This window comes from Sphingobacterium sp. 40-24, assembly GCF_001899705.1.
In the GTDB taxonomy this organism is placed as follows: Bacteria; Bacteroidota; Bacteroidia; order Sphingobacteriales; family Sphingobacteriaceae; genus Sphingobacterium; species Sphingobacterium multivorum.
Genome location: NZ_MKWH01000018.1, coordinates 148,342 through 160,988, shown reverse-complemented (window position 1 = coordinate 160,988; position 12,647 = coordinate 148,342). Strand labels below are relative to the sequence as shown.

Here is a 12,647-nt window from a genome sequence, read left to right as displayed (position 1 = left end):
AGTGCACAATATTTTCGCCTATCTTCATTTAAAACTCAACAGGCCTATGCATCTAAGAACTGCATAGGCCTGTTGAGTTTTACACTATTGATGTTAATCAAACTTCAATTCTTCAATTCATGGATCGAATTCTTCATTTCTGCCAACAATTCTCTCTTTAAATTTGCGGCCAAGGAAATACAATTCGAAATGGTACATACAACAAACATTGCAGATCAAAACATAGAACCTCAAGTAAACTCAAAACCGGATAGACCTGTATTGACGAAGCCTCTTTTATGGCTTATTACCTTGACAACGGGAATAGTGGTCGGCAACAACTATTATAATCAGCCGCTTTTGGGATTGATGGCAAAAGACTTTCACGTCAGTGAAGCTGCAATTAGTATGATTGCAATGCTCACCCAGATCGGTTTTGCAACCGGGCTGCTCTTTATCGTCCCTTTGGGAGATATGATAAAAAGAAAGAAATTAATATTAACCATATTTCTGCTGATCGTAGTCTCCTTATTGGCTATGGTCTTAGCTCCCACCCTCGAGTTGCTCTATATGGCAAGCTTTATGGTTGGATTCAGCTCTGTCGTTCCTCAAATGCTCGTTCCCCTGACGGCCGAACTAGCTGCTCCCGAAAAACGCAATTCATCAATCGGAATGGTCATGAGTGGCTTACTATTGGGTATTCTGCTTTCCCGTGTCGCAGCTGGATTTATTGGCGATATCTGGGGATGGCAAGCGATCTATTATATAGCTATAGCATTAATGGTTTTATTCATGTTATTATTAGCTTTCGCACTACCTGATGTAAAACCGACATTTCAAGGTACTTATCTCCAATTAATGCACTCCTTGGTCCATCTGACAAAAACTCAACCGGTATTATGGCTATCTACACTCAGAGGGGCTTTAGGCTTTGCTGGATTCAGTGCTTTTTGGATTACATTAGTATTTCATTTACAGGAAGCTCCTTTCTACGCAGGCTCTGCCGTAGCGGGATCCTTCGGATTAATAGGGGCTGTTGGCGCGCTGGCAGCATCAGTGGTCGGCCGAATTGCAACGCGTGTTTCTACGTATACCATTATTCTTGGTTCCATATTTATCCTGCTATTGAGCTGGATTGTATTCTACATCGGAGGGAATAGCTATATCGGATTAATAACCGGTGTAATCTTAATCGACCTGGGTTTACAATCCATGCATATCAGCAATCAATCTGCTTTTTTTGCCTTAAATCTAGGGGCAACCAACCGACTAAATACAGTCTATATGTTTAGTTACTTTGCCGGTGGATCATTGGGTAGTTACTTGGCTTCCCTGGCTTGGAAATACTTTCAATGGAATGGCGTGGTATTGGCCGGCTTTTGTTGTACACTACTGGTCCTCATCGTGCATGTCGGCTATGATAGACGACCAAAAAACTTTTCTTAGTCGTTGAGCACGACAATCCAAAGAAATGCAAGTTAACGGACAATCTTTTCTATTTTGATTTCCATACATGGCCTACATATTAAGGATATAAGCCATGTATGGAAATTTATTTCATTTATTCAAGTACGCCAAACTTGCCAGCTTGAAAATCTTCAAAGGCTTGGTAAATCTCCGCCTGTGTATTCATTACAAATGGGCCATAACTCACGATAGGTTCATCAATGGGTTCACCACTTAACACAAGTAAAACTGCATTTTTATTTGCCCTTATCGAAATCTCTTCACCATCATGACCAAATAAAACAAAGCTATGCTCCTTAGCAAGTTCACCGTTGACCACAACCTCCCCATTCACAACGAGCATCGCTGTATTATGATTTTGTGGAACCAAAAAGTTCGTTTCATGTTGCTCTTCCAATTTGATGTCAAATAGATTGACGGGTGTATAGGTGCTCGCTGGTCCAACCATATCCTGAAATTTCCCCGCGATGACATTGACTACCCCTGCCGCATCGGGCAACACGACTTTCCCCATCTGATCGGCAGTAATTGCCTGATAGTGCGCCGCTGTTGATTTATCCTTCGCTGGTAAATTAACCCAGAGCTGAACCATTTCAAATAATCCGCCTTTCTTTGAAAATTCCTCTTCATGGTACTCTTTATGCAATATGCCAGCGCCGGCAGTCATCCATTGTACATCACCTGGACGAATAACACCGCTATTCCCCGAACTGTCATGATGGGCTACACTACCTTTGTAGGCGATAGTCACGGTTTCAAATCCTTTATGCGGATGTACATCCACGCCTCTAATATGATCCGAAGGTCCAAAATCAAATGCTGCATTGAAATCCAGTAAAAGAAATGGACTCATCCTCTTTTGGGAAATCCCATTCCCTGGTATCATATTAAATACACGAAATCCATCTCCTACCATTCCAGGTTGAGCTGGACGTTGGAAAATTCTTTCAATTGATTTTTTCATGTTATAATCTCCTTTTTTATCGTTCTTGATGAATTTAAGTTGAAGCCTAAATGATCACTTCATTTTAAATTGCTATCTCAAAGGTACGACAAGAAGAAGTCTGCTTCCAACAACCTAGATTAAGGCGTAAACTTAACCTAGATTAAGTTTATAAGAAAGATACCGCTAAAACTAGGAATTCCCACATTTTCTGGATGCCACAGAAATGTGTAACTTAAATAAAAATCATAGACCAAGTATATTTATGCACGTAAACAATACCACCGCATTAACAAAATTCTATCGTCACCTTTGGTCACGTCCAATGCTATTACTCCTGCTATTCATCTTTTCATACCTCGTAGTACATGCGCAAGCCAATAGTAAGGCTAAAGTGAAACCAAACTGGAATGAGATCCTTGAGGAACAACTATTTCCAGGCAAAAAGCTCCAAGATTCAACCTTCCATTTTCAGGGCAAATATGAAGAAAAATTTATCACAACAGCAGATCATGTTAAACTCCATGGGATCTTGTTTAAGGCAGACAAGAGCAAAGGACTAATTTTCTATTTGCATGGCAGTAATGGGGCGGTAGACACTTGGGGTAAAATTGCGAATATCTATACTGATAACGGCTATGATCTTTTTATGTTAGACTACCGAGGTTACGGAAAAAGTGAAGGTAAAGTAACCAATGAAAAACTACTTTATAGTGATCTGCAAATAGTCTGTGATAACCTGAAACAACATTATCCGGAAGATCATATCATCATAATTGGTCAATCGATGGGTACAGCACTGGCTTCAACTATTGCTTCGCATAACGCCCCAAAAATACTTATTCTTCAGGCACCTTACTATAGTTTTGAAGATTGGACGCAACATATCGCTCCTGAGCTCGATACAAGCGGGCTCCCCTTTCATTTCGACAATGCTTCGGCATTACAAAAAGTAAAATGTAGAACGATCATCTTCCACGGAGACCAGGATAAAGCCGTCTATTTTGACTCTTCCATTAAACTGAGTAGATTCTTTAAAAAACAGGATAAATTGATTCGGTTGGCAAAGGAGGGACATAATGATTTTTCTAAAAATAAAGACTATCTGCATGCGATTGCCAAGCTATTGCGATAGTCTCATTTTATACCAAAAATACACTATGCCCCTTCCCGAATTTTATACATTAAATTCGGGATAAGGAAAACCCTTTCCTTTTTCACAGAAAAATTTTAAACTCCTGAAAAATAGTGCCCAATCAAAACTACAGGAAGCGAATTCCGCACTATAATTTGTCCAGCCATCATGGTGAAACAGCAGCATACATCCCTTTTGCTGAGGTTCAAGTTCAAAGGTCAGTGTCGTTCCAATCCATTCCTCAAATGCCTTGACACAGCGCCACTCGACCCTGGAATAAGGCTTCAGCGAAATAACTTCCATATTTTTAAAATAGCTGGGACCAAATCCAAAGCGCAGGATCGCACCAATCTCTGGCTTTGCCTTCGTATCTGGTGTCCACCAGCCTGCTAGTCCTTCCGCCGTTGTAAGCGCCTTGTAAACAGTCTCTACCGGAGTTTCAATTAACAATCTATGGTAGATACTTTTTGTCCCAGGATCATGTGGTATGCGATTCTCTTCCATAGCGTCCAGCGCTATTTCCTCCTTTGGAGTAGGCTGTCCCATCCCCGTTAAAATCAATTGTCTTAGGCTGTCCGCTATGTAATATGTCCAGGCATCATGACATACCTTATAACATTCCATCTGGGAATTAAGCCCACGATGGATGAAATGTAATGTAGTTGTACCTACATCTTCAACAATATCGAAGATAATGGAACTATTAGTCCATTCCCGTTCATCCTGGGTAAATTTAAAATAGTTTTCGAGGACCCGCCAGACTACTTTACGATCTGTTTCCATCGTTTCTATTCGTATTCGACAACGATGTACATCCTGATAATGATATATAAACTCATCATGCAAAGCAGCAGTTGGACCTTCAATATTTTGAGACCACCATCCACGGACATTATTGATTGCTTCAAATACGCGTTGAGCACCTGCATCAACGGTAATACTCATTTTAAAATCTTCCTTTTTCATCATTCTTCGTATTTTTAACCATTAACTCATACTTCTTATCTTCCTATACCTCAATCGAATCAAATATGTAAATCTGAACATCATCATCATGAGGTGCCAAGATTCTTCGGTCAACTTATATATTGCGATCATTTGTACCATCTTGTTGTATTAACTTTAATGTGTAGATCAAATATAACGGACTTTAAAACACAAAAAGGGGTGTAAAATAGACATTCTCAGCGGTTGATTTAGACAAATCGTTTAGGTATATTTGAATAGTATCAAATAGGCATGTTATTGTTTATTCGATCTTATGAACTTTGAACATGAAACATCTAACGATCTTAGTTCCAGACAGTCAGACAGGCCCTAATACGCTATCGTGCATTATTGGAACATACCATGTATTTACCGAAGCGAACCGCTATTACGATCAACTGAACAGGGAGCCTATATTTATTATAGAATTAGCAGGAGTTTCTAAACAGAGTAACTTTGTCAATGGATTATTAACGGTCATGCCACAGAAAGATATCACTGCAATTCAAAAAACAGACCTCATTATTGTACCCGCTGTCATTTCCAATTTTACTGCAATAGAAGCTGGGAATAGCGTTCTTTCAGAATGGATATTACACCATCATGCCAAAGGAGCAAATGTAGCAAGCATGTGTACCGGTGCATATCTGCTCGCATCCACGGGACTTTTAGATAACAAAAGCTGCTCTATCCATTGGAAATCAGCAGCAAACTTCCATAAGCTCTTCCCCAAAGTCAACTTAAAAACAGAACAAATTATTACCGATGAGCAGGGAATCTATACCAATGGTGGCGGTTATTCCTTCCTCAACCTCCTCCTTTACCTGGTTGAAAAGTTTTACGACAGACAGACAGCGATTTATTGCTCCAAAATATTTCAAATTGATATTGCCAGACAAACGCAATCCGATTTTATGATCTTTAATGGTCAAAAGTCACATGGCGATGAAATGGTCATGCGTGCACAGGACTATCTCGAGAATAACTTCTCAGAAAAAATCTCCATGGAGAAGTTATCTGAAAAATTCACCGTCGGACGCCGGAATTTCGACCGTAGATTTATTAAAGCGACAGGTAATACACCTGTGGAATATCTTCAACGGATAAAAGTGGAATCGGCAAAAAAGGAATTGGAAAGCTCGCGGAAAACGGTAAATGAAGTAATGTACGCTATTGGGTATACTGACGTAAAGGCTTTCCGTGAAATATTCCGTCGGTTTACGGGACTATCCCCCCTTGAATATAAAAACAAGTACAATAAAACCGCAATAAAATAGAGGCTACATGAATTTTGATCCTATTCAGTTTTCCGATCTTCCCATAATTACAACGCTAAGTCCGGAAGGATGGGGCAATATCACGATCAAAATACAACACTATATAGAAAGCCCTTTTTGTTTTCCCATAAAACTCCTGGTCGATCAGAAAATTGTCGCCATAGGTACGACCATTATCCATAGTAACGTAGCCTGGTTGGGACATATTATCGTTTCTGCCGATGAAAGAGGAAAAGGCTATGGGAAACACATCACCCAAGAACTTATTCGTATAGCAAATAGCAAAAAATGCAAGAGCATCCAACTCATTGCAACGGATATGGGCGCACCAGTTTACACAAAACTCGGCTTTAAGGAATCTTCTTTCTATCTTTTCTTTGAGGATATACAGATCACTCAGCTTGAAGAACCGGACCACAACATACAGCACTATCAATCCCGTTATAGCGAGCAACTTTTGGCACTCGACCAGAAAACTGCTGCCGAAAATAGACGGTTCGAAATAGAACCACATTTCACGGCTGGCTTTGTCTATGTGGAGAACGAAACTGTCCGCGGCTATTACCTTCCCACTTTGGGAGAAGGTCTTATTGTCGCCAATAAACAATCCGCCGGAATGGCTTTGTTAAAACTCTATTTAAGGCAAAATTCTAAAATTGTACTACCTCAAGAGAATACAACCACAGTTTCCTTCCTATTGAACCAAGGAAATCCTATAAAACGCCGGGCCAAGCGCATGTACCTGGGTGAAAATATCGATGTTCAATTTAAGTCTATCTTCAATAGAATTGGTGGAAATATTGGTTAACATCAATCCTATTCGCTATTTTTTTAGGACCGACAACAAATTTCAAGACGACATGAAGGATTATGAAAGTTGACCAACGGCATCCTCAAGAACTTCTTTGTTATCCATAGTCGGCTGCTTTTTGCTTCGTTGGATGTAACATAAAGAAATGACTATCCCTAATGCCGCCATTACCGCACCAACCAAAGCTGGAGAAGTGTAACCATAGCCTTGATTAATAGGCACACCACCTAAAAAAGCACCCAACGCATTCGCAATATTAAAACATGCAGGCCCCAGAGAAGCAACCAACATTTCAGCATCACTCTTTACCGAATTAAGCAATAATAGGGTTAACGAAGGTACAAGCGCAAAAGTAGTGACTCCGGTTAAAAAAGTCATCACCAAGGATATCCCAACGTTGTCGGACAGGCCATAAATAGCCAGCATACATAAAATCTGAACCACCAATACGGCTACGACCACCTTTGTTGGCGAAAAAGTATCCGTCAACTTCCCGCCGATCAAATTCCCCACAAACATACCCAATCCAGCCAACACCATAATATACGGCAGGTATTTATCAGCAATCCCAGACACTTCAGTCATCAGCGGAGCAATATAACTTATCCAGGCAAACAACGCCCCTGGGGCCACTGAAAATAATAAAACCATAAACCAGACATTCACATTGCGAAAAATGCCAAAGTCCTTCCAGGGATTATTTTTAGGTGCTGCTTTCATTTTAGGCATCCACAACTTTAAGGCTAACATGGTCAAAATACCGACGACAACAATCAATAAGAAAGTATAACGCCATGAAAAATGATGCCCTATATAGGTACCCAATGGAACCCCAAATAAATTGGCAACGGTCAATCCCGAATACATCGTCGCTACCGCCTGCGCTTCTTTCCCAGGATCGGCCAATCGACTAGCAATGACAGACCCTACACCGAAGAAAGCACCATGCGGCAATCCTGAAATAAAACGCGACGCCAGCAAAAGACCGAAGTCTGGAGCAATCACAGATAATCCATTAAACAGAGTAAATAATCCCATGAGGGTAATCAGGGTTTTAAGGGGCGACAACCGATTCATAGCAACTACCAATAGTGGAGCACCAATAACAACACCCAAAGCATAAGCGGTAATGAGATAACCAGCTTCCGGAATTGAAACTTGCAGGCTTTGGGCAACGTCCGGTAACATCCCCATTATACTAAATTCGGTAATACCTATCCCTAATCCCCCTAGTGCAAGTGCTAATAAACTCTTCTTCATATATAAGTAAAATTATCAATACTGCAAATTTCTATCAGAATAATAAAATAAACAAATCATTTAAATAGTAAAAGGTATCATTAAACTAATAGCATCATCTTTGTCTCAATGAAAACAGCTATATTAGCTTGTGGTAAAAACGATCGTCGCAACACATACAAACCTTAACCATGAAATTGCATCATTATATTCTTACATTCACCTTGTACGCATGTGTACCTTTTTGGGCATTGGCACAAAAAGAGCAGACAAAAAAGCATCCAAATATTGTATATATCATGAGTGATGACCATGGTTATCAAGCGATCAGCGCTTATGGTTACGGATTAAATGAAACACCCAATATTGACAGATTAGCAAAGGAAGGTGCCATTTTCACACGTGCGACCGTTACAAATTCATTATGTGCGCCCAGTCGGGCTGTACTTTTAACGGGAAAGCACAGTTATATGAATGGGAAAATTGATAATGAGGCAAAATTCGACTGGAATCAGGACAACTTTGCCAAGATTCTTCAAAAAAATGGGTACCAAACAGCATTAATTGGTAAAATCCACATGGATGGATTGCCACAGGGATTCAACTACTCCGCGGTACTTATCGACCAGGGCGAATATTATAATCCTAACTTCATTATCAATGGCGTGAAACAACAAATGCCAGGCTATGTATCGGATCTCACCACCGATATGACCTTAGATTGGATCGCTAAAAGAGATACTAGTAAACCATTCTGTGTGCTTTATCATCAAAAAGCGCCACACCGAGAATGGCTACCTGCTTTACGGCATATTCAACAATATACATCAAAAACCTATAAAGAACCGGACAATCTATTCGACACCTACGAAGGAAGAGGAACCGCCGCAAAAACCGCGGAAATGAATATCCTTAAACACATGAACTGGGCTGGTGACAATAAGATACCGCCTACGCTAATGGATGAATTGGGACTAAAAGAATATCTATCTTGGGATAAAGCTGCCTTTAATGGAAACTTAGGAAGAATGACCGCAGCACAACGTGCAACATGGGATTCAATATACAACCCAATTATGGCAGATTTTAAGATAAAATATCCCAGCATGTCCAAAGAAGACCTGATGCGCTGGCGATATCAACGCTATATGCAAGATTACCTGGGTACCGTTGCAGCGGTAGACGATGGTGTTGGACGCCTATTGGAATTTCTGAAAGATAATAGACTTGACGAAAATACCATTGTCATTTATACCTCAGACCAAGGATTCTATCTAGGTGAACATGGTTGGTTTGATAAACGTTTTATGTATGAGGAATCGCTTCGAACTCCCTTATTGATCCGCTATCCAGCAGAAATTAAAGCTGGCCAATCCTCAAAAGCACTTGTCCAGAATCTCGATTTTGCCCCAACAATCCTAGATTATGCAGGACTTGCAATCCCGAAAGATATGCAGGGAAAATCTTTTCGTGGCCTACTCAATGGAAAAGAAAAGCAATGGCGCGATGCCGTATATTACACCTATTATGAGTATCCTTCCATTCACATGGTAAAACGACATTATGGAATTCGTACCGAAAGGTACAAACTGATCCATTTCTATTATGACAAAGATGAGTGGGAATTATACGATCTAGAAAAAGATCCACAGGAAATGCAGAATGTATACCATGTACAAGGATACCACAACGTACGTGAAGAAATGCATCATAAACTGGACGAAACGCGAGCCTACTATAAAGATTCCGATGAGAACGACAAAAAGTTTTTACCAAAGGTGAAACACTGATTTACTGGTGTATCAAGCCAGTAAATCAGTGTTGATAAAAATTTAAACAGGGTTGAGTTTGAAATAGCGTCTCAAAATACGTCTAACATCTCTGTTCTCGGCCTTGAAGACGATGGCTTCTCGCTTTTTCTTTTCGCTAGAAACACGCTTATTGCAGTAGCCAAATCCTTTATACCGACCGTTCAACAAGTAAACAAGGCCCTTTTCATTTGGATTACGCCCTAAAAATTCCAAAAATATTTCGCCCAGCGGAAGCTCCGAAGAGACGACAAATTCCTGCACTCTTCGATTATAGTCTTCTGGAAGCTCCTGCGCAATACAAGCCCCCTTGCAGGTCTTCAACATATACTGAAAACAATGTTTCGTATACGTCTGTAACTTGTTTATTTTTTGACACAGCTGATAAGCTTCCACGATATGAAATAATTGCTCCCGCCCCTCCTGGTAACTCGAAAAAGTCATTAACTCTTCACGTTCGGGATCAAGTGTCTCAACCTGCAAGACTTGATAACCTGACGGATTCACAGCCAGATAAAGGCCAAATCCATAGTAAGTTCGACGCTGCGCTCGATTGTAATAGGGTTGGTGTTTTTTGATCAGGTCAGATTCATACAATAACGCAAGTAATTCATGACCGGTCAGTTCAAATCCAACTCTGCAGGCTGCTCCTTGGATTTTACGTTCCTTAAAATCTGTACTTCTAAAATGCTGCAATAACCTATTTCTAATATCGATACTCTTGCCCACATAAATTAGCGCATCATGCTTATCATAAATATAATATACGCCGACTGCTGAAGGTACTCCTTCAAGCAATCCGGCAATTTGCTCTTTCGTCATTACATAAAAATCACGCCCAAATATACTAATATATTTAGTGTTTTAGATGATGGCTAATAAAAATAGGCATACACCCACCCTTCATTTCATCCAATGAAAAGGGCGGGTGCAACTTGATGCTAAATGTCAAAATTTCATTTTCTGAATTCTTATGGCATTCAATATCGCAATCAACGATACGCCAACATCGGCAAAGACTGCCTCCCACATCGTTGCCAATCCCCCAGCGCCAAGAATCAACACGATCCCCTTAACTATAAAGGCAAGGCCTATATTCTGATAAACGACTTTTTTCGTCTCTTTTCCAATGCGAATCGCCATTGGAATTTTCGAAGGTTTATCATCTTGTATCACGACATCTGCCGTCTCGATCGTCGCATCACTGCCCAGTCCCCCCATCGCTATTCCAACATCGCTCAGTGCGACAACCGGAGCATCATTAACGCCATCCCCCACAAAAGCAACAGATTCGTTTAGCCCCTTTATTTCCTTGACTTTATTCACTTTATCTTCCGGCAGCAGATCGCCATAGGCCTGATCTATTCCAAGTTCCTTGGCAACATAGGCGACAACAGTCGTCTTGTCCCCGCTCAGCATTGTGGCTTTTACACCGAGTTTATGCAGTAGCTGTATGGTAAGCGCAGCATCCGCTTTGATGCTATCAGCAATGGTCATGAATCCTACAAATTTACCATCTAAAGCGATCGCGATGGTCGTATATACGATACTATTGGGATCGATATCATAGACTACATTAAATTTGTCCAGCAATTTAAAGTTGCCCACCAGCAACACTTTGCCATCAGCCATAGCTTTTAGTCCATGTCCAGGGATTTCTTCTATGGTATTGAGATCGACAGACTCATCGATCGGACCGACATATTCTCTAATCGCTGTTGCAACTGGATGGCTACTGTGGCTCTCTATTTTATTGACGAGCTTTAAAATCCTTGCTTCGTCGTAACCGGCCTGTAGCTTAATTTCCTGCACTTTAAAAACGCCGGCAGTCATTGTTCCGGTTTTATCCATCACGACATGGCGGATAGCTGCCATGGCATCCAAAAAATTACTGCCTTTAAAAAGTATACCATTTCTACTTGCAGCACCAATTCCACCAAAATACCCCAAAGGAATTGAAATGACGAGTGCACAGGGGCAAGAGATCACTAAAAACACGAGAGCCCTATACAACCATTCGCTAAATACATATTGATCCACAAACAAGTAAGGCAGGAGACAAATTCCAATGGCCAAAAACACGACAATTGGGGTATAAATCTTAGCAAATTTGCGAATAAACAGCTCTGTGGGTGCTTTTTGAGCCGTTGCGTTCTGTACGAGCTCGAGGATTTTGCTCAACTTGCTGTCCTGATATGCTGTTGTCACTTGAATTAGGCTCACGGTGTTCATATTAATCATTCCAGCCAGTACAACATCACCCTTCATCTTTGTATCTGGCTTGCTCTCGCCAGTCAGCGCAGCTGTATTAAATGCACCTTGCTCAGACAACAATTCACCATCAAGCCCAAGCTTTTCACCAGGTTTCAGCTGAATTATTGCTCCAATACCTGCATCGGCAGCTTTGATCACTTTGCTCTTTCCATTCTCCAAAATGGTCACCTCATCCGGACGCTGATCCAGTAGAGCCTTAATATTACTTTTAGCCCTACTTACCGCCAAGGTCTGAAACACCTCTCCTACGGCGTAAAACAACATTACCGCTACAGCCTCGGGGTATTCTTTGATCCCAAAAGCGCCTATGGTAGCAATACTCATTAACAAAAACTCCGAAAAGATTTCCCCTTTGGCTATACTCTTTAAAGCATCCCTGATAACAGGAAACCCAACCGGTAGATAAGCTAATATGTACCAGCCTGTACGGACCCAATCCTTAAACCAGGATTGTGCAATCCAATTATCCATGGCTATAGCAGCAATGAGTAAGATAAAAGAAATTAGCGCAGGTAGAAATAACTGCATCTGATTTGACCCTGCCGTCGAGTGATCGTGACCGTCCTCATCATGGCTATGGTCATGACCATGGCTGGAAGCCGGAGCTTTCCCAATAAGATCCTCAGCTCCAGCCTGATTATATATTTTTTCTGTCTGTGTACAACAAAGCTGCCTGCCTTGTGCATCATAACGATGTTTATGTTCCATCACTTGCTTTGATTATGTT

Annotated in this window: 10 protein-coding genes; 5 read left to right on the top strand and 5 right to left on the bottom strand. The window is 40.9% G+C overall.

The genetic code is table 11. The annotated features are described in order from the left end of the window. The first annotated feature begins 189 nt into the window (after positions 1–189). Positions 190–1,425 carry an MFS transporter gene (locus tag BGP15_RS06660; RefSeq protein WP_286769041.1) on the top strand — a complete coding sequence of 412 codons (1,236 nt, stop codon included), beginning with the start codon at positions 190–192 and terminating at the stop codon, positions 1,423–1,425. 115 nt (positions 1,426–1,540) lie between these two features. Here the strand turns inward: BGP15_RS06660 and BGP15_RS06655 are convergent, their stop codons facing one another. Continuing rightward, positions 1,541–2,410, bottom strand: a complete 870-nt coding sequence (locus BGP15_RS06655) for a pirin family protein (protein WP_070564311.1) — start codon at positions 2,408–2,410, stop codon at positions 1,541–1,543. Between the two features lie 244 nt (positions 2,411–2,654). On the opposite strand from BGP15_RS06655, the gene BGP15_RS06650 reads away from it, so the two are divergent. Continuing rightward, on the top strand, positions 2,655–3,524 hold the full coding sequence (locus BGP15_RS06650; RefSeq protein WP_286769040.1) for an alpha/beta hydrolase: 870 nt from the start codon (positions 2,655–2,657) through the stop codon (positions 3,522–3,524). 42 nt (positions 3,525–3,566) lie between these two features. Here BGP15_RS06650 and BGP15_RS06645 read toward each other — a convergent pair whose 3' ends face one another. After that, the gene (locus tag BGP15_RS06645; RefSeq protein WP_286769039.1) at positions 3,567–4,493 is read right to left on the bottom strand and encodes an SRPBCC family protein; all 927 of its coding nucleotides are present in this window, start codon (positions 4,491–4,493) and stop codon (positions 3,567–3,569) included. 305 nt (positions 4,494–4,798) lie between these two features. Here BGP15_RS06645 and BGP15_RS06640 point away from each other — a divergent pair, with 305 nt between their 5' ends. Both BGP15_RS06640 and BGP15_RS06635 read left to right on the top strand, forming a co-directional pair. Beyond that, positions 4,799–5,788: a GlxA family transcriptional regulator gene (locus tag BGP15_RS06640; RefSeq protein ID WP_286769038.1), complete on the top strand. Its 990-nt coding sequence runs from the start codon at positions 4,799–4,801 to the stop codon at positions 5,786–5,788. A gap of 7 nt (positions 5,789–5,795) precedes the next feature. Beyond that, positions 5,796–6,596 carry a GNAT family N-acetyltransferase gene (locus BGP15_RS06635; protein WP_286769037.1) on the top strand — a complete coding sequence of 267 codons (801 nt, stop codon included), beginning with the start codon at positions 5,796–5,798 and terminating at the stop codon, positions 6,594–6,596. 60 nt (positions 6,597–6,656) lie between these two features. On the opposite strand, the gene BGP15_RS06630 is transcribed toward BGP15_RS06635, so the two are convergent. Further along, on the bottom strand, positions 6,657–7,859 hold the full coding sequence (locus BGP15_RS06630) for an MFS transporter (protein ID WP_286769036.1): 1,203 nt from the start codon (positions 7,857–7,859) through the stop codon (positions 6,657–6,659). A 170-nt stretch (positions 7,860–8,029) separates the two neighbouring features. Between BGP15_RS06630 and BGP15_RS06625 the strand changes: the two genes are divergently transcribed. Continuing rightward, positions 8,030–9,628 carry a sulfatase family protein gene (locus BGP15_RS06625; RefSeq protein ID WP_286769035.1) on the top strand — a complete coding sequence of 533 codons (1,599 nt, stop codon included), beginning with the start codon at positions 8,030–8,032 and terminating at the stop codon, positions 9,626–9,628. A gap of 42 nt (positions 9,629–9,670) precedes the next feature. On the opposite strand, the gene BGP15_RS06620 is transcribed toward BGP15_RS06625, so the two are convergent. Beyond that, positions 9,671–10,468, bottom strand: a complete 798-nt coding sequence (locus tag BGP15_RS06620) for a GIY-YIG nuclease family protein (protein ID WP_286769034.1) — start codon at positions 10,466–10,468, stop codon at positions 9,671–9,673. A 126-nt stretch (positions 10,469–10,594) separates the two neighbouring features. Continuing rightward, positions 10,595–12,628 (bottom strand): heavy metal translocating P-type ATPase, encoded by a 2,034-nt coding sequence (locus BGP15_RS06615; RefSeq protein WP_286769033.1) that lies wholly within the window; start codon positions 12,626–12,628, stop codon positions 10,595–10,597. Positions 12,629–12,647 lie beyond the last annotated feature (19 nt).